The sequence below is a fragment of the Saccharopolyspora pogona genome (assembly GCF_014697215.1).
In the GTDB taxonomy this organism is placed as follows: domain Bacteria; phylum Actinomycetota; class Actinomycetes; order Mycobacteriales; family Pseudonocardiaceae; genus Saccharopolyspora; species Saccharopolyspora hattusasensis.
In genome coordinates this window covers 5712155-5736406 of the sequence record NZ_CP031142.1, presented here as the reverse complement: position 1 = coordinate 5736406, position 24252 = coordinate 5712155, and the positions used below count along the sequence as shown (strand labels likewise).

Below are 24252 nucleotides of genomic sequence, written 5' to 3'. Positions count from 1 at the left end.
CCTGCGTGAAGTGCGCGGTCGGCGGATTGAGCATCGCCGCCCTCGCCTGGTGCGCCGGGATCGCGCCTGTCGGGTATCTGTAGGGCGTCCTCCACGTTCAAGAAGCGAGCGTGACCGCGACCAACTCACGCCAGCTCGCCTGCGCCCCCTCCCGCGTCGCCTCGGTGAACCGCGTGTCGCCGAGGCGGCGTTGCGTGGCCTGCTCGATCCGGGTCACATCCGGTTGCGAACGATCCTGCAGGCCGCGCACGCCTGTGCTCGCCGCGAGCAGCCGCGCGGCTTGCTCGAACTGTTCCTGGCGCAGCGCCAGGTCGGCGATCCCGACGAGTGCCTGCGCGATCGAGGGCGCATACCCCGCCTCGGACGCCGCCTGGAAGGCCGCGATGCGGTGTTCGCGGGCCTCGTCGAGATCCTCGGCAAGGTAGCCGAGCAGGTCTTGTATCACCGCGCGGACGTTTGCCCGCTCGGCGTCGTCGCCCAGCATCGCTATGGCGACGTTCGAGTTGTCGGTGTGCCTGCTCGGCGTTGCCGCTCCAGCGCGCGAGCTCCGCCTTCGCCAGCGCCAGCTCGGCCAGCGCATTCGGCCAGGCGACTCGTTCCGCGGACCGCTGCGCCTCGGCCATGGCAGCCGCGCTCGCCTCCTCATCGCCCAACAGCCAATACAACTGGGCCTGCCGCGACCGCATCGGCACGACATCGTCGGTGGCACCAACCTCGATGACGACCGCGATTGCCTGTTCGTAGTGCTCGCACGCACTGGCGAACTCGCCGCGCATCGCGATTCGGTTCGCCAGTTCGGTCAGCGCGAACGAAATCCCCCACCGTTCCCCGAGCGCGCGAAACTCGGTGAGCGCCGTCTCGAGATATGTGTCCGCATCCCGGCCGTCGTGGCCAAGCGTGATCCGCGTCTTGGCGAGTTGCAGCCGGGCCATAGCGCGTACCCAGGGGTCTTCGCCGGTGAGCAGCGGTTCGAACGCTGGCAGGAACGCATCCGGCGTTTGGAACATGCGTTCCCACAGGGTGACGAACCTCAGCGCCGGGTGACGGCTCTGAAATCCCCGGCTGATTTCGTAAGCCCGGTGGATCCACTCCGCTGCCTGGTACTGGTCACCGCCCCGCCCCGAGGCCACGAACTGTACGACGAACGCGTACACCGTGGCCCGGATCTCGTCGGCCACCTCGCCGGGCAGGGCAACGGCTGCCATGGTCAGCTCGTAGCCCTCCGCCTTGTGCCCGCCGAGCCACCAGTACCAGCCGGCGGCGGCGAGCCGCATCGCCCCTTCTGCCGCACCGGCCGTGAGCGCACCGCGCATCGCGGCACCGATGTTGTCGTGCTCGGCCTCGAGCGCGGCAAGCCATTCCAATTGCTCGGCGCGGCGAAGATGCGGATCCGTGATTTCGGCGAGTTCGGTGAAATACGCGAGATGCGCACGGCGCGTCAGATCCGATTCCCCCGCCTCCGCGAGACGCTGCTCGGCATACTCCTTGATCGTGCCGAGCATTCGGTAGCGCGGCGCCCGGTCGCCCTCGGCGAGCACCAGCGATTTCTCGGTCAGCGCGGTCAGCAACTCGAGCACCTGACCCGTCTCGACCGCATCGCCCGCGCAGACCCGCTCGGCTGCTTCCAGGCTCGCACCACCCGAGAACACCGAAAGCCTGCGCAGCACCATCCGTTCGGCGTCGGTGAGCAGCTCCCAGCTCCAGTCGACCATCGCACGCAGCGTCCGGTGCCGCGGCAGCGCGGTACGGCTGCCGCCGGTCAGTAGGCGGAATCGGTTGTCGAGCCGGTCGGCGAGCTGATCGAGGGACATGGTGCGCAACCTGGCCGCGGCGAGTTCGATTGCCAGTGGCATCCCGTCCAGCGCCCGGCAGACACGCGCCAAGGTCGACAAGGTGTGGGCGTCGGTCGCGAGGTCCTTGCGCACCGCGCCGGCTCGGTCCCGCAGCAGCCGGATGGCCGGAGCGGACTCGATCTCGCCGGGGTCGGCGTCTTCCACGGGGAGGACCAACGGCGCGACCTGCCACAGTGCCTCACCGGTGATGCCGAGTGGTTCCCGGCTCGTCGCGAGGATCCGCAGCCGCCGGCACTCTCCGAGCACTCGATGGGCGAAGGTCGCCGCGGACTCGATCACGTGCTCGCAGTTGTCCAGAACCAGCAGCGCCTCCCGTTCGCGGACCGCGGCAATGACCCGATCCGCCGGCTCCGCGTCCGGTGCCTCGCCGAGCAGCGCATCCCGCAGTCTGAGCGCGGCGAGCGTCGCTTGCGCCACGTCAAAGTCGGCGCCGACGGCCGCGAGTTCGACCAGCCAGGCCCCGTCCGGCAGGTCGCCGAGCAGCGTGCGCGCGGTTTCCGTGGCCAGTCTGGTCTTCCCCGAGCCGCCCGGCCCGATCAGGGTGGTGAGCCGATGTTCGGCAATGAGTTCGGGGACCGCGGCGACATCGGCGTCCTTGCCGACGAAGCTGGTCAGCTCGGCACGCAAGTTGGTCTTCCGGTTCTCCTCCCGCCGTCCCAACTCGCCCCGCAGCAGCGCGACGTGCAATGCGGACAGCCCCGGTGAGGGGTCGACGCCCAGCTCGTCGGCCAGGGTTTCCCTCGTGCGCTCGTACAAGAGCAGCGCCTCGGTGTCGCGACCGGTCGCGACGAGGGCGCGCATCAACGCAGCGACAAGCCGTTCTCGCACCGGATGCGCGGCCACCAAGTCGGTCAGTTCCGTGACCAGCTCCGCACCGTGGCCGAGGCTGATCTCCGCATCGAACCGGTCCTCCACGGCTGTCAGGCGTAGCCCCTCGAGCCGGGTGACCGCCGCGCCAAACGCCGCACTGTCCGGCAAACCGACGTCCTGCATGGCCGCACCGCGCCACAATGCGAGGGCCTCGCGCAGCCGCCGTACCCCCCGTGGATCCGCGTCATTGCGGGCATGGGCGACGAGGCGTTCGAACCGCACGGCGTCGACAGCGTCGGGTTCCACCCTCAACCGGTAGCCGTTCGTCTGCCCCTCGACCAACCCTTCCGGCAGCGCCTTCCGCAGCCGGGAAACCAAGCGCTGCAAGGCATTCGTCGCGTCGGCGGGCGGACGCTCACCCCAGATCCAGTCGACGAGCGTCGCCTTCGGGACTACGTGACCTGGTTCGAGTGCGAGGGCGATCAACAGTCCGCGCAACCGGGCGCCCGGCAAGTCGGCCCGGACGCCGTCATCCGTGCGAACTTCGAATGATCCAAGCATCCCGATCTGCACCTGGCTGATTTTGCCATGGGCGATTGGCAGGACTCCGACTGCTGACGCGGCGCAGAAGGTTGCAGAGGTAATGGCCCCGGGGTGCATCATCAACCATCCACAGACGCCCACAGGACGCCCTGGCCGACCACGTCTCCGGTCGGTGTCAGGGCCGTGTCAGTCGTATGTCAGGTCTGTCGGCGAGCGTGGCCGCAACAACCGCCACGAAGGGAAATCCGATGAGCCGACCGGTTGCCATCCCGCACGGCCTCCCCATGGAGCGCGATGCGGGCCCCTTCGACCCGCCCCGCCAGATCACCCGGCTGCGCGACGCTCGCCCGGTCAGTCCCATGGTCTTCCCCGATGGTCACGAGGGCTGGCTCGTCACCGGCTACGACGCGGTCCGCCAGCTCATGGCCGACACCCGGTTCAGCTCCCGCCAGGACATCGGCGTTATCCACGTGCCGTACGAGGTCCCCGGCATGCCCGTGCCCACCGAACCGTCTCCGCAGGTGCCGGGCTTGTTCATCGCCATGGACCCGCCGGACCACACCCGGCTGCGGCGCATGCTCACCGGCGCCTTCACCGTCAAACGCATGAAGATGCTCGAAGAGCAGATCATCGACATCACCGAGCGACAACTGGACGAGCTGGCGCGCTTGACTCCGCCGGTCGACCTGGTCAAGGAGTTCGCGCTGCCGGTGCCCTCGCTGATGATCTGCGAACTGCTCGGTGTCCCCTACGAGGACCGGGAGAACTTCCAGGTCAACTCCGCCAAGTTCCTGGTCAGGGACCAGTCGCTCGACGAGAAGATGGCCGCGTACGGCGCAATGACCACGTACCTCGCCGAACTGGTCACGCGCAAACGCGCCGAGCCCGGCGAGGACATCCTGTCCGACCTGGCCCGCCATGACGACCTCAGCATCGAGGAGCTGACCGGCATGGCCTTCCTGCTGCTGCTCGCGGGCCATGAGACCACCGCCAACATGCTGGCACTGGGCACCTTCGCGCTCCTGGAGCACCCCGAGCAGATGGCCGGACTGCGCGCCGACCCGGATCTGCTGCCCGGTGCCGTCGAGGAACTCATGCGGTACCTGTCCGTTGCCGACATCCTCTACCGATACGCCACGGAGGACATCGAACTCGGCGGCGAAACCATCGGAAAGGGATCGACCGTCGTCGTCTCGCTGCTGGCCGCCAACCGTGACCCCCAGCGCTTCGAGAACCCCGACACCCTGGACATCCACCGCAAGGCCCGCGGTCACCTGTCTTTCGGCCACTGCATCCACCAATGCCTCGGCCAGCAACTGGCCCGCATCGAGATGCGCGCCGGTTTCGACGGACTGCTGCGTCGCTTCCCGACCCTCGAGCTCGCCATCGCCGCCGGCGAGGTGAAACTCAGGACCGACATGAACATCTACGGCGTCCACGAGCTGCCGGTCACCTGGACGGAAACGGCCGGGTAAAACCGTCGGCCGACCGCGTCACCGGTGTGGGAACGCGCCGCGAAGCTGGCCGATTGTTCTGCTTGTCCGCCGGAGCGCCGTCGAACTTCGCATTGTCCCTGGACGGTTCAGGCGTCGTCTGACAGATAGCGGTCGGTTCGTCGTCGCACGGGGCCAGCGCCCGTGCCTCGGCCCCGTGGGCCGGTGTTCGGAAACTCTTGCCGCAGTCGAGGTTCGGGCTTCGTCAAAGCCGTGGCCGGGTTAGGATCTCCGGGTTTGGGGTGATCGGTTTGGAGCGGGTTCGCGTCGAGGCGCCGGTTCGGTTCGGCGTCGCCGAGCTGATTCCCGACCGGTACCGGGAGTCCGGGTGGACCGTTGCCGTCGACGGGGTCGCCCAGTCCTATGTGGACTTCCGAGAACCCGGGTACCTGAAGATGCCCTTCGCCGACTGGATCGGGCAGGCGATCGACCGGCATTGGCCTGCCTTCCGGGGACGTCGTGTCTGCCCTGTTCGCCGGCGGTGCCGGCTGCACGCTGCCGCGCTACCTCGCCGCGACCCGGCCCGGCTCGGAACAGGTCGTCTTCGAGCTCGATGGGCCGCTCGTCGAGCTCGTTCGTGAACACCTCGAACTCGACCAGGTGCCCGGCCTGGAGGTTCGCGTGCAGGACGGTCGAACCGGCGTTGAAGACGCCCCGGACTTGAGCGCCGACCTCGTCGTGCTGGACGTGTTCCGGGCGGGCGACGTCGTCACCGAACTGGCCACCGTCGAGTTCCTCGCCGAGATCTCCCGGGTGTTGCGGGACGGCGGGCTGTACGCCGCGAACATGTGGGACGCCGCCGACCTCGGCTTCGCGCTGCGCGTCGTCGCTTCGGTCTGCGAGGTGTTCCCGCACGTCCTCGTGCTTGCCGAACCCGGTGTCCTGCTGCGGCGACGCGCGGGCAATGTCGTCGTCGCGTCCACCCGCAGCCTGCCGATGGCCGGGCTCGTCGAGTGGGGCGCCGCCGCGAAGAACCGGGTTTCCTGCCTGACGCCGCGGCAGCTGGCCGCCGTGTCCGGGACGGCCGCGCCGCTCACCGAGGCGGGACCGCTGACCGTCCCGGTGCCTCCGGTGCGCCGTTGGGGCGACGGCTCCCGATTCGCCTGACGCATCCACGCGCTGCCGTTCTCGCGGCCATCCCCCTGCCCGCAGGAAAAGAAAATCTTTCGTCTCTACGCAGTTCAGACGGAAAAATGTTGCTTATTCGCGGATCCCTGATGTAATTTTTCTTGACAAGTTATGCGCGACACCGCACCACACGGCGCCGGGAGGCCGAACATGACCGCTCAGCACGAGACCGTTCGCGAAGTGGTACCGACCGACGTTCCAAGCCCGCGCGAGGCGGCCACCGACGCCGTCGCGGCGCTGAAAGCCCAGGTCACCGGCGATCTGCTGGACATCGTCGTGGACCTCGACGCCGGCGACGGGTGCCGGCTCCGCGACGCCCGGGACGGCACCGAATACCTGGACATGACGATGTTCTTCAGCTCGGCGCCGCTCGGGCACGGCCACCCCGGCCTGCGCACCGCCGAGTTCGAGGCGGCGCTGGTGCGCGCCGGGCGGGTCAAGCCGTCCAACCCGGACTTCGCGACCACCGAGCAGGCCCGCTTCGCCGAGACCTTCCGGCGCGTGGTCGGCGTGCCCGAGCTGCCGCTGCTGTTCTTCATCGACGGCGGCACCCTCGCGGTGGAGAACGCGTTGAAGGTCGCGTTCGACTGGAAGACCAAGGTCAACGCGCGCAACGGGATCGCCGTGCGCGGCAGCCGAGTGCTGCACCTGGAGCGGGCCTTCCACGGCCGCAGCGGCTACACGCTCTCGCTGACCAACACCGATCCGGCGAAGATCCGCGACTACCCGATGTTCGACTGGCCGCGCATCCCCAGCCCCGCGATCGAACCGGGCGAGCGGTGGGACAGCGCCGAGCTGCTGCCGGAGGAGACCGTCGCGCTCGACGCCGCCCGCGCGGCGATGCGCCGGTACGGCGCGGAGATCGCCTGTTTCGTGTACGAGCCGATCCAGGGCGAGGGCGGCGACCGGCACCTGAGGCCGCAGTTCCTGCAGGCCGTGCAGGAGCTCTGCCGGGACAACGACGTGCTCACCGTCGCCGACGAGGTGCAGACCGGCGCGCTGACCGGCCGGGCCTGGGCGCACCAGGCGCTCGGGCTGGAACCGGACCTGGTGGCGTTCGGCAAGCGGCTGCAGGTGTGCGGGGTGATGGGCGGTCGCCGCGTGCTGGAGGTCGCCGACAACGCCTTCCGCGAGGCCAGCCGGATCAGCTCCACCTGGGGTGGTTCGCTGGTCGACATGGTGCGCGCGACCAGGATCCTGGAGGTCGTCGAGTGCGAGGGCCTGTTCGAGCACAGCCGGCAGATGGGCGAACTGCTGCTGGGTGAGCTCCGCGACCTGACGGCGGAATTTCCGTCGGTGATCCGCGACCCGCGCGGCCGCGGCCTGATGTGCGCGATCACCTTCCACGACCCGGCCAAGCGCGACCAGGCGCTGACCGTCGCCCGCGACAGCTACCGCACGCTGTTCCTGCCCTCGGGACCGGACTCGCTGCGCTGCCGCCCGCCGCTTTCGGCCCGACCGGAGGAGATCGTCGACGCGGTGGCGGCGCTCCGCAAGGCCCTGGCCGACCTGGGCTGAGGGAAGGACTCGTGAGTGGTGTCGGTTCTTACCGGAACAGTCACTCACGACGGGTGTCTGTGGGGTCGTGAGTGGTGTTGCCGGTTCTTACCGGAACAGTCACTCACGACTCGTTGTCTGTGGGGTCGTGAGTGGTGTTGCCGGTTCTTACCGGAACAGTCACTCACGACTCGTTGTTCTGGCGGATCGGGCACTGGGGGCTAATCCAGCCTTCCTCCCAGGCGCGGCGGGCCGCCTCGTGGCGGGTGGCGACGCCGAGCTTGATCATCGCCGAGGACAGGTAGTTGCGGACCGTGCCGGGACCAGGTGGATCGCTGCCGTGATGGTCGCGATGGTGCCGCCCTGCAAGGCATGGCCGAGCAGTTCGAGCTCCCGGTCGGTGAGCGGGCAGGCGCCGCCCCCGGTCAGCGCGCTCGCCGAGATCTCCGGGTCGGTGTAGCGCGCGCCCGCGTGCACGTCGCGCAGGATCACCGCCAGCCGGGATGCGGGCGTTGTCTTGGGCACGAACCCACGGATCCCGGCCTCCAGCGCCCGCTTCAGCACGCCCGGGCGCGCGTGCCGCGTGACCAGCACGATCGGGAGCTCCGCGCCGAGCTGCCGGGCGGCTTGCACGCCGTCGAGCTCAGGCATCTCCAGGTCGAAGACCGCGATGTCCGGCGGGTGCTCGCGGACCGCCCGGACCGCCTCGGCCCCCGTTGCTGCACTGCGCGACGACCGCCAGGTCCCGCTCCAGGTCGAGCAGGGCCGTCAGCGCGCCCCTGATCAAGTCCTCGTCAACCCACCCCTTCGATTTCAATGGAAATTGCGACCTCCTCGCCGAGAGCCGACGGGATGAGCACGGCCTGAGAACACGCGGCGGTGCCGGTAGGGGGGTGGGCTGAGCGGCTTCGCCGCTTCAAAGAGCCCGCCCTACCGCACTTCAGCCCGCCCTACCGCACTTCGGACGATCGTTTCCCAAACATTTCTACAGCCCCAAAACCACTCACGGGCACTGTCGCGCAACGCGAGCTCGGAAGCAGTCCTCAACGCCAGGAGGGGAGCCAGAGCTCTGTTTGCCAGTGCTCTTGGGTGATCGGCTCTCCGTTGAGGATCGGCCACAGCCACACGAAGTTCGCCACCACGAGCCCCACGTACAGCGCCACCGCGAGCAGCCCCGTCTGGCGCCGCTCGAAGTGGTCCCGCGCCGTGCCGAGGACCTCTCCCAGCACCAGCACGATCCCCAGCACCAGGAACGGCGCCAGCGGCGTCGCGTAGAAGTAGTACATCTGCCGGTCCAGGTTGGTGAACCACGGCAGGTAGCCCGCGCCGTAGCCGACCAGGATCGCCGCGTAGCGCCAGTCCATCCTGCTGGTCGCCCGCCACACGGCCCAGCCCGCGACGGGCAGCGCCAGCCACCACATCGCCGGGGTGCCGATCAGCATCGTCGCTTCGACGCAGCTCTCCCGGCCGCAGCCAGTCACCCCGGACTCGTAGTAGTAGAGCATCGGGCGCATGCCCATCGGCCACGCCCACGGCTTCGACTCCCACGGGTGCGGGTTCTTCGGCGTGACCAGGTGGGTGTGGAAGTCCAGGACGTTGAGCTGGTAGTACAGCAGCGAGCGCAGCGGGTCGGGCAGGAACCCGAAGCCCACGTCCTCGGAGACCAGCGTCGCGTGCCGATCCGTCGCCGTCTCGCCGGCGAACCAGCCCGCCCACGTCGCGAAGTAGACCAGCAGCGGGATCGCCACCAGCGACCACAACGCCGGTGCGGTGTCGCGCATCAGCGCGGCCCGCCACGGGTACCGGACCCCCGCCGCGCGTCGCGCCAGCGCATCCCAGATCACGCTGAGCAGGCCGAACGCCATGATGTAGTAGATGCCGTTCCACTTCACGCCGCAGGCCAGCCCGAGCATCAGCCCGGCGCCGAAGCGCCACCAGCGGAACCCCAGCCGCGGACCCCACTTGCTCGCGTCCAGCCGGCCGTCGACGCAGACCTGCCACATCCGGCTACGCACCTCGTCGCGGTCGACCAGCAGGCAGCCGAACGCGGCGAGCAGGAACATCGCCTGGAAGATGTCGAGCATCCCGACCCGGGACTGCACGTGGCTGAGCCCGTCGCAGATCAGCAGCACGCCGGCGATCGCGCCCAGCAGCGTGGACCTGGTCATCCGGCGGGCGATCCGGACGATGAGCAGCACCATCAGCGTGCCGGACAGCGCGGCCATGATCCGCCAGCCCCACGGGTTGTAGCCCAACAGCCACTCGCCGACCGCGATCAGCTGCTTGCCCACTGGCGGATGTGCGACCAGTTCGTACCCGGGGTTGTCCTCGTAGCCGCCGTTGCGCAGCATCTGCCACGCCTGCGGCACGTAGTGCTTCTCGTCGAAGACCGGGGTGCCCTCGTTGGTGGCGTGCCCGAGATCCCAAAGCCGCACGAGACCTGCGACGATCGTGATCGTGATCGTGACCAACCAGCCGCGCAGCCGGTCGGTGGGCATCGTCACGTCGAGCAGCGGACGCGGATCGCTCTCGCCCGGTTGCCGGGCCGGAGGCCTGCGGCCGACGTTGACGAGTTCGTCGGCGCTGCGGCCACCGGGATTGGGGACGAGGACGCTCACAGCCCCCGATCGTAGGAGACCAGCCGCGAAGCGGGTGGCCCGCCGCCCCGGGTGGCCCACACCTCGACGGCTTGCGGAAATACGCTGTGCGGTTATGGACACCGGCACGCTCCTGCTCGCCGCCACCCCGCTCGGCGACGCCCGCGACGCCTCGGCGCGCCTCGTCGACGCGCTCGGCTCGGCAGACGTCATCGCCGCCGAAGACACCAGGCGGGTGCGCGCACTCGCCAGCACGCTGGGCGTCACCCCCGGCGGCAAGGTGGTCAGCTACTACGAGGCGGTCGAATCGTCGCGGACGCCGATGCTGCTGGACGCGCTGCGCGAGGGCCGCACCGTCCTGCTGGTCACCGACGCCGGGATGCCGAGCGTGTCCGACCCCGGATACCGGCTCGTGTCGGCCTGCGTCGCCGAACAACTCCCGGTGACCTGCCTGCCCGGGCCGTCCGCGGTGACCACCGCGCTCGCGGTGTCCGGGCTGCCCTCGGACCGGTTCTGCTTCGAAGGCTTCCCGCCCCGCAAGCAGGGGGAGCGGCGCCGCTGGTTCGGCCGCCTGGTCGCCGAGGAACGCACCTGCGTGCTCTTCGAAGCACCGCACCGGCTCGCCGACACCCTGGCTGACGCCGTCTCGGTGCTCGGGGGCGAACGGCGGGCGGCGGTATGCCGCGAGCTGACCAAGACCTACGAGGAGATCCGCCGCGGCAGCCTCGCGGAGCTCGCCGCCTGGGCCGCCGAAGGCGTGCGCGGCGAGATCACCGTGGTGCTCGGCGGAGCCGATCCGGCGGCAGCCGCCGATCCGGCGGAGCTGGTGCCGCAGGTCGAGGAGCGCGCCGCCGAAGGCGTGCGGTTGAAGGACGCGGTCGCGGAGGTCGCGGAGCTCGCGGGCGTGCGGAAGAAGGAGTTGTACGACGCGGTGCTCGCCGCCCGGAGGTAGAGGTCCGCGCGGGTTTCGGGGCAAGATCGCGAGATGCGTGGTGCAGTGCTGGGCCTGCATTGGGAGGTCAACGTGATCGAGCCCGAGGCTTCTTCGGCGGGACGCTCGCGGAGCCGGTGGCCCGCAGCGGCGTGGTCGGGCGGGCCGCGCGTTTCCACCAGCTCGGCCCGCGAGGCGGGGGCCGAGCTGGTGTTGACCCGGTTCACGGTGCCCCCGGGAGAAGGCGGGTTGGTACGCAACACGGCGTTCATGCGCGCCGTCGGCGATGCGCAGGACGCGTTCCGACCAGACGCGCCGGGATCCGCGCATATCGCGGAGATGTCCGATTCGGACGGGCGGGTGGTGGACAACCAGCGGCTCTCCGGGCTGGCCGGCAACGACCTGGTGCCATGGCTGCACGACCGGGGCATCGACCCCTGCTGATCACGGGCGTGGCTACGAACCTGACGGTCGAGCAGACCGCCCGGCACGGCACCGACCTCGGTTTCACCGTGCACGTGGTGCGCGACTGCGTGGCGGCGGCCGACGAGGCGATGCACGGCGCGTCCCTGGCGAACCTCGACCTGGCGACGGCGGGCTGCCTCACCGCGGAACAGGCCCTGGCCCTGCTCAGCTGACGCGTTCCGCAAATCCGGGCATCGAGTCTTTTGGCCAGCGATAGCAGCCCAGAAGACTCACCAGCGGGGATCTATTCGAGCAGCGACAGCACCGGGGCGGCCTTGGTGAGCACTTCCTGCCACTCCCGGTCCGGGTCGGAATCCGCGGTGATTCCGCCGCCGACACCCAGGTGCAGCACGCCGTCGGCGTACTCCAAGGTGCGGATGGCCACGTTGAGCTCCATGCCCGCGACGGGCGAGATCATGCCGACCGCGCCGCAGTACGCGTCGCGCGGCTGCGACTCCAGCTCCGCGATCAGCTCCAGCGCCCGCACCTTCGGCGCACCGGTCACCGAGGCGGGTGGGAACGCCGCCGACAACAGCGCCGAGTGCGGCAGGTCGGCGGGGACCTCCGCCCGCACGTCCGACACCAGGTGCCACACGCCGGGGTGCGGCTGCACGTCCAGCAGCCGGGGCACCGTCACCCGGCCGACCTCGGCGACCCGCCCGAGATCGTTGCGCGCCATGTCCACGATCATCACGTTCTCCGCGATGTCCTTGGTGGACGACCGCAGCAGCTCGGCGTTGCCGTCCTCGTGCGGACCCCGGCGCGGCAACGTGCCCTTGATCGGGCTAGAGCGCACCACCCGACCGTGCCGGGCCAGGAACAACTCCGGCGACAACGACGCGATCGCGCCCCACGATCCGGCGACGTAAGCGGCCCGCGCGGGCCGCAACCGCGCACTACCGGCGGCGAAAACCTCCAGCGGATCGCCGCGGAACGGCACCTCGAACCGGCTGCAGATGTTGGCCTGGAAGATCTCGCCTGCGGCGATCTCCTCCACGCAGCCGCGCACGGCTTTGCCGTGCTGGTCGGCGTCCGGTCTGCCGACCGGCCCCGTCTCCCAGGTCGCCGTCGGCGGATCGCCTGCGGCGACCACCTCGGCGAGCTCTGCGATCAGGTCCGGTTCTGCGGCGCGGAGCGCCTCGAACCACCACTGCCCGTCGGAGTCGAGGCGGAGCACGTGATCGGCCCAGCCCCACGCGGCTAGCGGCAGGCGCCGGGGGCGGGTGTGCTGCCCGGGGTCGGTGAGGCCGTAGCCGAGGTAGCCGATCCACCCGCCGCCGACTGCCCCCGGCTCCGCCTGGCCAGGGCTGATTGGCGGGCCCGAGCCGCTCGCGTCGCCGGAGGGGCCTGGCAGGTCCGGGGTGGTGAAGGCCAGCTCTGGCGGGGTCGCGGCGATCTGCACGGATGGGGCGAGGACGGCGGAGCCGCCGAACCAGTCGCCGGTCAGCGCCGCCGGCGGCGGTAGCCCGCGGCGACGCGCGCGAGCCGCGAGGCGGCGCAGCACCTGGGCCGCGCTCGCGTCGCCGTCAATCGGTCGGGTGAAGACCGGCACGCCGACAGTATGACCACGCCCAACGCCTGCTCCGGACCGGCATCCGCGTTGCCGGGGACGCGCCCCATCACGCGCGCCCCCGCCCTGGCCAGCTGTTCCTCCTGATCAGAGCCGTCCGCCCAAAGCTGGCTGCCGTGCTGTCCGTGACGAGCCCCACCCCGCGCGAACGTCAGCACCGGACTGGCGGAGGTGCCGCCTGGCCGTGCCCCACAAATGGCGAAACGCGCTCCGGACTGAGATCAGCCTGGGACGAACGCTACCGCTGGCGAGCCCAGCTGCGATGCCAATGCGGACCGCATCGCCATACCCGCCTGTTTTCGCTGTTCAGAGCCCCTTTAGTGCGGTGCGGTGCCCTCGCCCCAAACGGCCCCCACCTGCGGAAACACCACCCCTGCGCGAGCTTGTGCGCCACTGTTCACGCCGGGCGCCGTTCCGTACGGTGGCGGCATGGTGCGCGTGCTCTCTGCGACCAGGCTCACGAGGATCACCGGCGAGGACTCCTGCAACCGCACGGCCAGCCGGTTCGGCATCCAGGCGACCGACCTCGGGATCATGTGGGACGACCGCCGGGGCGGCGTGCTGGCGGCGTTCGGCGACACCTACGGCGATGGTTGGGGCGGGCACGGCGCAGGCCCCGGGCATGCCGACTGGCGGTACAACGTGATCGCCCGGTCCACCAACACCGATCTCGACGCCGGCCTGAAGTTCGATTCGGTACTGCAGCGCGAGGACGGCATGGCAGGGCAGGTGCTACCCGGCGACCGGACCGGGGTGCCCGAACACACCGTGATTCCCACCTCCGGTATCGCGGTGGGTGGCCGGAACTACCTGCACTACATGTCGGTCCGGCACTGGGGGACGCCGGGAGTGTGGCACACCAACTACGGCGCGCTCGCGTACTCCGACGACGGCGGCACCACCTGGACGAAGTCCGAGAAGGCGGTGTGGCCGAACCGGCGGCAGTCCTGGCTGAGCCGGTTCCGGCGGCGCGACCAGGGCGGGCACCCGTTCCAGATGATCGGTTTCGCGGGCGTCCTGGACCGCCGCGTGTACCTGCTCGGCACCCCGAGCGGCCGGTTCGGCGCGGGGCACCTCGCCCGCGTCGGCGCCGATGACCTGCTCGAACCGGCGGCCTACCAGTACTGGACCGGGGCGGGCTGGGGCGTCGACCCGTTCGCCGCCGAACCGGTGCTGCCGGGCCCAGTCGCCGAGCTCTCGGTGCAGTACAACCGGCACTTCGGCCTGTGGTTCGCCGTGCACCTCGACGAGCACCGGGCGGCGATCGTGCTGCGCACCGCGCCGGATCTCACCGGGCCGTGGACCGACGGCGAGGTCGTCGTGTCCGGCGCCGACTACCCGGCGCTCTACGGGGGCTTCCAGCATCCGTGGGCCGTGGACCGGTCGGCGATCTACTTCACCCTGACCCAGTGGGGCCCGTACAACGTCGACTTCTTCCGCGCCGATCTGGCGTGATCCGTCCGGGCGCTGACGGTCCGTGAGCGTTTTCGGGTGCCGCAACGCCCAAAAACACTCACCAGATCATTCTGGACGCGCCACGCGACCAACATCCTGGGGATCCCGCAGCCGAGATGGTCTCTGGGGTTCCGCTACCGCGGCGGGCCGGTTGTTCGACGCCTGGTCACGGCAGCGCTGCGCGAACATCTCCACTAACCAGAACCCGTTCGAGATCAGGACCTCCGGAACCGTAGGCTAACCACTATGAGTGCCTCTGTGTTGACCGCTGTGGCCTGGCCCTATGCGAACGGCCCGCGGCACATCGGCCACGTTTCCGGTTTCGGTGTGCCCTCGGACGTCTTCTCGCGCTACCAGCGAATGGCGGGCAACCGGGTGCTCATGGTGTCCGGTACCGACGAGCACGGCACCCCGATCTCGGTCCAGGCCGAGAAGGAGGGCCTGACCACCCGCCAGCTCGCCGACAAGTACAACCGGGTGATCGCCGAGGACCTGCAAGGCCTCGGCCTGTCGTACGACCTGTTCACCCGCACCACCACCGGCAACCACTACCAGGTCGTCCAGCAGATCTTCCTGGCGCTGCATCGCAACGGCTACATCGTGCCGAAGACCACCACCGGCGCGATCAGCCCGTCCACCGGCCGCACGCTGCCCGACCGCTACATCGAGGGCACCTGCCCGATCTGCGGTTACGACGGCGCGCGCGGCGACCAGTGCGACAACTGTGGCAACCAGCTCGACCCGGCCGACCTGATCAACCCGGTGTCCCGGATCAACGGCGAGAAGCCGGAGTTCGTCGAGACCGAGCACCTGTTCCTGGACCTGCCGGCGTTCACCGAGTCGCTGGGCAAGTGGCTGTCCACCCGCACCGGCTGGCGGCCCAACGTCCTGAAATTCGCCCAGAACCTGGTCGAGGACATGCGGCCGCGGGCGATCAGCCGGGACCTCGACTGGGGCGTGCCGATCCCGCTGGACGGCTGGCGCGACCAGCCGATGAAGCGGTTCTACGTCTGGTTCGACGCGGTGATCGGCTACCTGTCGGCCAGCGTCGAGTGGGCCCGCCGGACCGGTGACGCGGACGCCTGGAAGCAGTGGTGGACCGACCCGGCCGCGCAGGGCTACTACTTCATGGGCAAGGACAACATCACCTTCCACGCCCAGATCTGGCCGACCCTGCTGATGGGCCACAACGGCCAGGGCGACCGCGGTGGCGAGGTCGGCCCGTACGGCGAGCTGAACCTGCCGGACGAGATCGTCTCCAGCGAGTTCCTCACCATGAGCGGATCGAAGTTCTCCACTTCCCGCGGCACCGTGATCTACGTGCGGGACTTCCTCCGCGACTTCGGCCCGGACACCCTGCGGTACTTCATCTCGGTCGCCGGGCCGGAGAACCAGGACACCGACTTCACGTGGGACGAGTTCGTCCGGCGCACCAACTTCGAGCTGGCCAACGAGTGGGGCAACCTGGTCAACCGGTCCATCTCGATGGCCGCGAAGAACAACGGTGCGGTGCCCGCGCCGACCGCGCCGCAGGCCGCCGACGAGGAGCTGAAGGCGTTGTCCCGCAACGCTTTCGACACCGTCGGCGGGCACCTGCAGCGGTCCCGGTTCAAAGCCGCCGCGCAGGAGGCCATGCGGGTCGTGTCGGCGGCGAACAAGTACCTGTCCGACCAGGAGCCGTGGAAGCTCAAGGAGGACCCGGACCGCCGGGACGCCGTGCTGCACACGGCGCTGCAGGTGGTTTCCGACGCGAACACGCTGCTCACCCCCTTCCTGCCGCACTCGGCGCAGAAGGTGCACGAGCTGCTCGGCGGCACCGGGGTCTGGTCGGCGCAGCCGGAGATCCGCGAGGTCACCGACCTGGACGACGCGAGCATCGAGTACCCGGTGCTGATGGGCGACTACGCCGCCGAGCAGGCGTCGTGGCGGTCCACCGAGATCGAGGTCGGGCGGCCGCTGCAGAAGCCGACGCCGCTGTTCGCCAAGCTGGACCCGAAGTTCGGCGAGACCGGCCCGGAGTGGGCCCCGATCGAAAGCTGACCCACCGAGGTGGGTTGCAATTTCCATTGAAATCGGAGCCCCGATTTCAATGGAAATTGCGCATGCACGTGGGAGGTGCGATGAGCAAGCGTGACAAGAAGCGGGAGTTGCCGCCGGTGCCGGAGGCGCTGCCCGCCTCGGCGGTCGACGCGCACACCCACCTCGACGCGTGTGGTGCGAAGACGCCCGACGAGGTGCGCGCGATCGTCGACCGTGCGCAGGCCGCTGGGGTCGGCCGGGTGGTGACCGTCGCCGACGACATCGCCTCCGCGCAGTGGGCCGTCGAGGCGTCCACTTGGGACGACCGGGTGTTCGCCGCGGTGGCGCTGCACCCCACCCGGACCAAGGACTTCGACGACGCCGACCGCGAGGTCCTGGAGCAGCTCGTCGAGCACCCGCGGGTCGTCGCGGTCGGTGAGACCGGGCTCGACTACTACTGGGACTACTCGCCGCCGGAGCCGCAGCAGGAGGCCTTCCGCTGGCACATCGACCTGGCCAAGCGCGCCGGCAAGCCGCTGATGATCCACGACCGCGAGGCGCACCAGGACATTCTGCGGATCCTGGCCGCGGAGGGCGCCCCGGAAACGGTGGTCTTCCACTGCTTCTCCGGAGACGCGGAGTTCGCCCGGGCCTGCGTGGACGCCGGCTACGTGCTGTCCTTCGCCGGGACGGCGACCTTCCGCAACGCCAACGCGCTCCGGGAGGCCGCGCAGCTGGTGCCGCTCGAGCAGTTCGTGGTGGAGACCGACGCGCCGTTCCTGACCCCGCACCCGTTCCGCGGGCGCCCGAACGAGCCGTACTGCGTCAATTACACCCTCCGGGATCTCGCCGAACTCCGTGGCATGACGCTCGAAGAACTGGTCGTAGCGACAACGGCCACTGCCGAGCGAGTCTTCCGACTCGATCAGGCGTAATCCCGCCCTGCCGGTTCTCACCCGCTGTCTTTTGATATCGGGTGCTGAGCCGCGCCCGCTTGCGGTCCGCGACGCCGTCCCTACCGTCCACTTTGGAAGCCGGGATGGGGACAACCCCGAAACTTCGCCCGCTGGACGGAGGTCCTCCTGCCCGGAGGCACGGCAGTCAGGATTGCGATGAAGTTCGGTTTGTTCGCGAAGGCGACGGTAGTGGCGAGCATCGTGGTCTGCGGTGGCGCGCCGATGGTGGTGGCGTCTCCAAGCGCGCCGCCAGCCGCACGAGCGGGCGTTTGGGACCGGCTGGCGAGGTGCGAGTCGGGCGGGAACTGGGCCGCCAACACCGGCAACGGCTACTTCGGCGGCCTGCAGTTCAACCGCCGAACGTGGGCGGCCCACGGCGGCGACAAGTACAACCGGTATCCGCACCGGGCCTCGCGGGAGCAGCAGATCGTCGTCGCGGAAGCGCTGCGCAGCACCCGCGGCGGATTTGGCGCCTGGCCCGCGTGCGCGCGGAAGTTGGGCTTGCCGAGGTGAGGTGATCAACCCGACTCGGGGGCCCGGACCCCACGGGCGAGGGGAGGGCGGGACCGGCCCGAGCGCGTTGCGTGCTCGGGCCGGACTCATGTTCCGGCCCGAGCCGATCATGGAAACCGCTGGTGTCGGGGACGTGTGATATGTCACCAGCGCGCTCGGTGGCCCAGTTAACGGACCGCTGGCGGTACCCCCGTATGGGTCAAAGCGGGGCGATCTCGCTTACTGATCGTGCTCGGTTGCGCGGCAAGGCGTCGTAACGCAGATCACATGTGTGGTCGGGGTTCTTGGCTCCCGCCATTGATCACGCTAGAGTCTCGGCCTCGTAACCGATGACAACCAGTCATGGGGAACACCCGTTAGTCTCGCCGGTGTACGTCGGGGAAGCGGGCCACGGGCAAAGGCGCTCGCGGTCGGCGAGGACGGCGCTTGGCTACGGGAGTCGGATACAGACACGAAGCACGAAGGTTGTGTGCCCGCCAGGACCGAGGGAGTTGAGCGACGACATGGGTCTCGCCCGACGCCGCCCTCGTTCCGCACCGTGCGAGCGCGACTTCCGCCTTCGGGAGGTAACGACCCTGTGAACGGACGCGGCGAGCCCAGCTATCCCGGCCATGCCCATCGGTCGGACGACGGCTACTGGGCCGAATCCTTCGAACCTGCGACGGACTGGTTCAGCCCGGTTCAGGCCGACCAGCACACCGCCGTCGGACTCCTGGACCGCCCGGAGCCGCAGCGCTACCCGGCCGAGGACCACCCGAGCTTCCCGCCGGGCGCGCTCGAGATCACGCCGGCGGACATCTACGAAGTGCTCGGCCCGGACGCCGAGGACATGCTCGCGACCGCCGAGATCGACGTCGACGAGGTCATCCGGCTGATCAACGCCGAGACCACCGTCTTGCCGCCGCTGGTCATCCCGGACGCGCTGCCGGAGGGCCAGGAGAGCGACGCCCCGCCGCAGGAAGTCGTCGAGGCGATCACCACCTGGAAGCGGCGCTTTCTCAAGGGCACGGTGGCCGGCGTGCTGCTCACCCTCACCGGCACCGGCGGCGCGGCTGCCGCGATGGACAAGTCGGTGACCGTCGAGATCGACGGGCACGAGCGCACCATCAGCACCTACGAGGGCACCGTCGGTGAAGTCCTGGAGGACGAGGGCATCGCCGTCGGCCAGCACGACGCGCTCAGCCCCTCCCCGCAGGCCAAGGTCAGCCACGGCGACACCATCACCCTCGACCGCGGACGGCTGCTGAAGCTGACCGTCGATGGCGAGCAGCGCGAGGAATGGGTCCGCTCGGTCACGGTGGACCAGGCGCTGCGCCAGCTAGGCGTTCAGGCCGACGGCGCGTGGGTCTCCACCGACCGCACCATGGCCGTGCCCGAGCAGGGCATGGACCTGGTCGTCAAGACCAGCAAGAACATCACCATCATCGACGGGGCGAACGAGCCGCGGCAGCTGACCACCACCGCCGTCGACATCGACGAGCTGGTCCGGGAGCAGAAGCTCGAACTCGGCCCCGAGGACGCGATCACGCCCGGCGGCGACCAGCGGCTCGCCAGCGGTGCCGAGGTGCGCATCGACCGCACGGGCAGCACGGTGATCAACATGACCGTGCCGGTCCAGCCCCCGGTGCAGGAGGTCGTCGACAACACGATGTTCAAGGGCGAGGAGCGGGTCGAGTTCCCCGGCATGCCCGGCGAGAAGATCGTGTTCACCCGGGTCAACACCCGCAACGGCGAGGAGACCGGCCGGGAAGCCGTCGGCGAGAAGATCACCAAGGAAGCCCAGCCCAAGGTCGTGCGGGTCGGCGGCAAGCAGCCCCCGACCTCCGGGGTCTGGGACAAGCTGGCGAAGTGCGAGGCCACCGGGAACTGGGCGGCCAACACCGGCAACGGCTACTACGGCGGCCTGCAGTTCAACAAGTCGACCTGGGACGCCTACGGCGGCGACCAGTACGCGCCGTACCCGCACCAGGCAAGCCGCGAGCAGCAGATCGCGGTGGCGGAGAAGGTCCGCGCGGCCCGGGGCGGCGACTACGGCGCCTGGCCGGGTTGCTCCTCGAAGCTCGGCCTGTGAGCTGACCTGCCGGGATCACCAGGCCCATTTCGTCAGGTGAGGGGCACCCGTGGACGCCACGGGTGCCCCTCCCTCGTCACCTGGTCGGGGTGGTGAGTTGGGGCGCGGGTAGTTTTTCGGTGTGGACGACCAGCAGGCGACGCTGCTCGGCCCGGCCGATGTGCGCCGGCTGGCCGAGGAACTCGACATCCGACCGACGAAGAAGCTCGGCCAGAACTTCGTGCACGACCCGAACACCGTGCGCCGAATCGTGTCCGCCGCGTCGGTCTCCGCCGACGACGTCGTGCTGGAGGTCGGCCCCGGCCTGGGCTCGCTGACCCTCGCGCTGCTGCCCGCTGCGGGCGCCGTGACGGCGGTCGAGATCGATCCGGTGCTCGCGGCGCGGCTGCCGCGCACCGCCGCCGAGTTCGCCCCGGCGCTGGCCGATCGCCTCACCGTGATCGAGGCCGACGCGCTGCGGGTCCGCGCCGAGGACTTCCCGGCGCCGCCGACCGCGCTCGTCGCGAACCTGCCGTACAACATCGCCGTGCCGGTGGTGCTGCACCTGTTGGCCGAGTTGCCGAGCCTGGCGCACGGCCTGGTCATGGTGCAGTCCGAGGTCGCCGACCGGATGGCCGCCAAGCCGGGCAGCCGCGTCTACGGCGTGCCGAGCGCCAAGGCCGCGTGGTTCGCCGACGTGCGCCGCGCGGGTCCGGTGCCGCGCAAGGTTTTCTGGCCGGTGCCCAATGTGGACTCCGGCTTGGTGTCGTTCCGGCGCATCGAGCCGCCGTCGACCGCGCCGCGCCAGGACGTCTTCCGCGTGGTGGACGCGGCGTTCGCCCAGCGGCGCAAGACGTTGCGCGCCGCGCTGTCCGGCTGGGCCGGGTCCGCGGCTCGGGCGGAGGAGGTTCTCCGGGCCGCTGGGGTGGATCCGGCCGTCCGCGGCGAGCAGTTGGAGATCGGCGATTTCGCGCGCATCGCAGCGGCCGCGGCTACCGAGAGCGGTCGCTGAACCACCCGTCCGGACGCTTGCCATCCGAGATCGATTCGCTACGCGGAGTCACCGATAACACCTGGTGTGCCGGGAAAATTCCCTCTCGTCCGGGTGTGTGATTTGGCAAACGATTTCGGAAAGTGACGACTATCAACTTGCGCAGGAATCCGCCAGTGGGGTCTACTATTCGGGAAATCCATCCCGAGCGGCCGAGAGACCTGGCTCCGCGAAGCCGCAGCAACCACCCGGTGGGCAGGTGCTAACGCCAGGACCGATGGAGTTGTTGTGGAGTCCAACGCGCTGCCGGCCAGCCCGCTTGCGGGTCAGACCCGGACCCAGCTGGTCCGATCCCGGCGAAACCACATCCGGAGGCTGCTGACGCAGCGTCGCGTCATCGACCACGGGCGCCGCACCACCACCGCCTGTCGTCGCGAGATGTGACGCAGCCCTTCCTCCCTTTCCGAAGTTCCTTGGCCTGTCGCCCTTTCGCATGCGCGGCCGTCGCGAGCTGATGTGGAGCCGATCGTGATCACAGTCGAGAACCTGACCAAGTCTTTCCAGTACAACAACGGAACCGTCCGCGCCCTCGACGGCGTGACGATGGAGGTTTCGGCCGGCGCGGTGTGCGGTGTGGTCGGTCCGAGCGGGGCCGGCAAGTCCACCCTGGCCCGGTGCATCGCGCTGCTGGAGAAGCCGGACAGCGGCGCCATCCGCGTCGACGGCACCGACCTGGTTTCCCTCGGCGGCAAGTCCCTTCGCGCCGCGCGCCGGCAGATCGGCGTTGTGCCGCAAGGAGATTCGCTGCTGCGGCAGCGCACTGCCGCGGGCAACGTCGCGTTGCCGCTGGAAGCGGCCGGTATCAGCGGCCCGCAGCGGCGCACCCGCGTCGGCGAGCTGCTGGACCTCGTGGGCCTGACCGACAAGGCCACGGTCTACCCCGACCAGCTCTCCGGCGGGCAGCGCCAGCGGATCGCGGTGGCGCGTGCGCTGGCCGCCAAGCCTTCGGTGCTGTTGGCCGACGAGCCGACCTCGGCGCTCGACCCGGGCACCACCGACTCGGTGCTCACCGTGCTGGACCGCGCCCGCGCTGAACTGGGTGTCACCGTGCTGGTGGTCACCCACGACATGGCCGTGGTGCGCAAGATCGCCGACGACGTCGCGGTGCTGGAGAACGGCAGGGTCGTCGAGCACGGCAAGGTCATCGACCTGGTCGCCGAGCCCGGCAGCCGGGTGGGCACCACGCTGCTGCCGGACACCGACCAGGCCGAGTCGTTCAGGCCGGCCGGCGGTCGGCACGACGTCGTCGCCGAGGTTGTGCTGGTCGGCTTCGCCGCGGTCGGCGCGCTGCTGCCGGAGGCCGCCAGCCAGTTCGGGGTCGACCTCGCGATCCTGGGCGGCGGGCTGACCCGGCTGGGGGACACGCCGGTAGCGAAGTTCAAGATCGGCCTGAGCGGCGAGCGCGCCGAGGCGGCCCTGAAGTGGATGGTCGAGCGGGACGCGCATGTGCGACGTGCCCCGGTTTGCGTTGACGGAGCTGCTGCGTGAGTGATGTGACCCCCTGGTCGGAGGTCCTTGGAATACTTGGTGAAGCGACGATCGACACGCTCTACATGGTGTTGGTGTCGACCCTGCTGGCGGTGCTGGGAGGCCTGCCGCTCGGGGTGCTGCTGCATCTGACCTCGCCGGTCGGCCTGAGCCCGAAACCCGCGCTGTACCGGGTGCTCGGCGTGGTCGTCGACGTGGTGCGGTCCGTGCCGTTCGTCGTGCTGCTGGTGGTCCTGGCGTCGTTCACCCGGCTGCTGATCGGCACGTCGATCGGCAGCACCGCGGTGATCGTGCCGCTGACCATCGGCGCCGTCCCGTTCTTCGCGCGGTTGACGCAGAACGCGTTGCGCGAGGTCAGCTTCACCGTGGTCGAGGCCGCGATCACGACTGGATCGAGCCGGCTGCGGATCGTGTGGACGGTGCTGCTCGGCGAGGCGCGGGCCGCGCTGGTCGGCGCGGTCGGCGTCACCGCCGTGGCGCTGATCGGCTACGCCGCGATGGCCGGCGCGATCGGCGGCGGCGGGCTGGGCACGACCGCGATCCAGGACGGCTACCAGGGCTACGACGACCGGATCCTGTGGGGATCCGTGGTCGTGCTCGGCGTGCTGGCCTTCGCGATGCAGCTGATCACCGACCGCACCGCGAAGCTGGTCGACCGGCGGCGAACCGCGACCAGCTGAGACTCCCCCGAAACCACCCCTTGCCCGGGGACCTTTCCACTCTGTCCAGAAAGGACAAACCCTGATGCGTTTGCGTTTTGCTGCCCTGGTGGCCGCGGCCGGCCTGGCGCTGGCCGCGTGCGGGAGCGGCGGCAGTTCGGCCGCCGAGGACCCGAACGCCCCGCTGCGGATCGCGGTCAGCCCGACCCCGCACGGCGAGATCCTGCAGTACGTCAAGGACAACTTGGCTCAGCAGGCCGGGATCGGCATCGAGATCACGAAGTTCGACGACTACAACCGGCCGAACGAAGCCGTCGCGCACGGTGAGCTGGACGCGAACTACTTCCAGCACCAGCCGTACCTGGAGGAGTACACCAAGCAGCGCGGTGGCGCCTTCGTCTGGATCCAGGCGGTGCACCTGGAGCCGCTGGCGGTGTACTCCAAGCAGTTCAAGTCGCTGCAGGAGATCCCGGACGGCGCGACGGTCACGCTGTCCAACGACCCGGCCAACCAGTTCCGCGGGCTGAAGCTGCTGGAGCAGGGCGGCCTGCTCAAGCTCAAGCCGGAGGCAGCGGTGGGCACCCGGCTGGAGTCGGCGATCGCCGAGAACCCCAAGAACATCCAGCTCAAGGACCTGTCGCCGGACCAGCTGCCGCGCTCGGTCGATGACGCCGCCGCCGCAGTTGTCAACGGCAACTACGCGATCAAGGCGAACCTGCAGAACCCGATCGCCGTGGAGAGCCCGGAGAACAACCCGTACGCCAACGGCCTGGTGACCACCCCGGCCCTGGCCAAGGACCCGCGGATCCTTAAGCTCGCCGAGCTGCTGCGTTCCCAGCAGGTCAAGGACTTCATCAACCAGAAGTACGGCGGCGTCGCCGTCATCCCGGCGTCCTGACCGGAGTTTCTCCGAGGTGAGGGGCACCCTTGACCCAGTTCTGGGGCACGGGTGCCCCTCACCGTTTCTGTGGCCATCTGGAACCTGACCTTGTTCTTTGAAGCGGCGCAGCCGCTTAGACCACCCTCGCAGCTCGCACCGCCGCGGGTTCTCAGACTGTGCCCACCCCGTCGGGGTTCTTGGCGAGGCCAGTCCCCGAAGCCGCGTATTTGGACATACGTAAATCGGGGATCCCGCAGTCCAGGCGGCGTCTGAGGTTCCGCCACCCGCACCGCT

Annotated in this window: 16 protein-coding genes, 3 pseudogenes and 1 riboswitch; of the genes and pseudogenes, 15 read left to right on the top strand and 4 right to left on the bottom strand. The window is 69.7% G+C overall.

Translation table 11 applies throughout. The features are described from left to right. Positions 1-97: 97 nt before the first annotated feature. Positions 98-3236: pseudogene (locus tag DL519_RS26525) on the bottom strand (BTAD domain-containing putative transcriptional regulator). A 218-nt stretch (positions 3237-3454) separates the two neighbouring features. On the opposite strand from DL519_RS26525, the gene DL519_RS26520 reads away from it, so the two are divergent. From DL519_RS26520 to lat, 3 genes are all read left to right on the top strand, one after another. Then, positions 3455-4681 (top strand): cytochrome P450, encoded by a 1227-nt coding sequence (locus DL519_RS26520; RefSeq protein ID WP_190818781.1) that lies wholly within the window; start codon positions 3455-3457, stop codon positions 4679-4681. A gap of 477 nt (positions 4682-5158) precedes the next feature. Then, entirely contained in the window at positions 5159-5806 is a 648-nt protein-coding gene (locus tag DL519_RS26515; RefSeq protein WP_223839577.1) for a spermidine synthase, read from the top strand. Between the two features lie 171 nt (positions 5807-5977). After that, positions 5978-7345, top strand: coding sequence for an L-lysine 6-transaminase (gene lat / locus DL519_RS26510; RefSeq protein ID WP_190818779.1), 1368 nt, complete (start codon positions 5978-5980; stop codon positions 7343-7345). Between the two features lie 163 nt (positions 7346-7508). On the opposite strand, the pseudogene DL519_RS26505 reads toward lat, so the two are convergent. Next, positions 7509-8141: pseudogene (locus DL519_RS26505) on the bottom strand (response regulator transcription factor). Positions 8142-8367: 226 nt separating this feature from the next. Beyond that, positions 8368-9942, bottom strand: coding sequence for a dolichyl-phosphate-mannose--protein mannosyltransferase (locus DL519_RS26500; protein WP_190818777.1), 1575 nt, complete (start codon positions 9940-9942; stop codon positions 8368-8370). 94 nt (positions 9943-10036) lie between these two features. Between DL519_RS26500 and rsmI the strand changes: the two genes are divergently transcribed. Genes rsmI through DL519_RS48995 form a run of 3 tightly spaced genes read left to right on the top strand, consistent with a single transcriptional unit; the run spans position 10037 to position 11490 of the window. Beyond that, positions 10037-10873: a 16S rRNA (cytidine(1402)-2'-O)-methyltransferase gene (gene rsmI / locus DL519_RS26495; RefSeq protein ID WP_190818776.1), complete on the top strand. Its 837-nt coding sequence runs from the start codon at positions 10037-10039 to the stop codon at positions 10871-10873. Between the two features lie 33 nt (positions 10874-10906). Then, on the top strand, positions 10907-11296 hold the full coding sequence (locus tag DL519_RS26490) for a cysteine hydrolase (protein WP_263399719.1): 390 nt from the start codon (positions 10907-10909) through the stop codon (positions 11294-11296). Between the two features lie 8 nt (positions 11297-11304). Beyond that, positions 11305-11490 (top strand): cysteine hydrolase, encoded by a 186-nt coding sequence (locus DL519_RS48995; RefSeq protein WP_263399718.1) that lies wholly within the window; start codon positions 11305-11307, stop codon positions 11488-11490. Positions 11491-11561: 71 nt separating this feature from the next. Here the strand turns inward: DL519_RS48995 and DL519_RS26485 are convergent, their stop codons facing one another. Further along, entirely contained in the window at positions 11562-12869 is a 1308-nt protein-coding gene (locus DL519_RS26485; RefSeq protein ID WP_190818774.1) for an aminodeoxychorismate synthase component I, read from the bottom strand. A gap of 447 nt (positions 12870-13316) precedes the next feature. On the opposite strand from DL519_RS26485, the gene DL519_RS26480 reads away from it, so the two are divergent. From DL519_RS26480 to DL519_RS26440, 9 genes and pseudogenes are all read left to right on the top strand, one after another. Then, the gene (locus DL519_RS26480) at positions 13317-14342 is read left to right on the top strand and encodes a DUF4185 domain-containing protein (protein WP_190818772.1); all 1026 of its coding nucleotides are present in this window, start codon (positions 13317-13319) and stop codon (positions 14340-14342) included. Positions 14343-14588: 246 nt separating this feature from the next. Next, positions 14589-16382, top strand: a complete 1794-nt coding sequence (metG, locus tag DL519_RS26475; RefSeq protein ID WP_190818770.1) for a methionine--tRNA ligase — start codon at positions 14589-14591, stop codon at positions 16380-16382. 80 nt (positions 16383-16462) lie between these two features. Beyond that, positions 16463-17296, top strand: coding sequence for a TatD family hydrolase (locus DL519_RS26470; RefSeq protein ID WP_190818768.1), 834 nt, complete (start codon positions 16463-16465; stop codon positions 17294-17296). A 282-nt stretch (positions 17297-17578) separates the two neighbouring features. After that, a pseudogene (locus DL519_RS26465) lies at positions 17579-17830 on the top strand (transglycosylase family protein); the annotation flags it as partial. 577 nt (positions 17831-18407) lie between these two features. Further along, positions 18408-19901: a resuscitation-promoting factor gene (locus DL519_RS26460; RefSeq protein WP_190818765.1), complete on the top strand. Its 1494-nt coding sequence runs from the start codon at positions 18408-18410 to the stop codon at positions 19899-19901. 121 nt (positions 19902-20022) lie between these two features. After that, positions 20023-20892, top strand: a complete 870-nt coding sequence (rsmA, locus tag DL519_RS26455) for a 16S rRNA (adenine(1518)-N(6)/adenine(1519)-N(6))-dimethyltransferase RsmA (protein ID WP_223839576.1) — start codon at positions 20023-20025, stop codon at positions 20890-20892. A gap of 175 nt (positions 20893-21067) precedes the next feature. Beyond that, a riboswitch (SAM riboswitch) is annotated at positions 21068-21155 on the top strand. Between the two features lie 244 nt (positions 21156-21399). Further along, entirely contained in the window at positions 21400-22419 is a 1020-nt protein-coding gene (locus tag DL519_RS26450) for a methionine ABC transporter ATP-binding protein (protein WP_190818762.1), read from the top strand. After that, on the top strand, positions 22416-23099 hold the full coding sequence (locus DL519_RS26445) for an ABC transporter permease subunit (RefSeq protein WP_190818760.1): 684 nt from the start codon (positions 22416-22418) through the stop codon (positions 23097-23099). The genes DL519_RS26450 and DL519_RS26445 overlap by 4 nt, the downstream gene beginning before the upstream one ends. A 64-nt stretch (positions 23100-23163) precedes the next feature. Then, positions 23164-23976, top strand: a complete 813-nt coding sequence (locus tag DL519_RS26440) for a MetQ/NlpA family ABC transporter substrate-binding protein (RefSeq protein WP_190818759.1) — start codon at positions 23164-23166, stop codon at positions 23974-23976. Positions 23977-24252 lie beyond the last annotated feature (276 nt).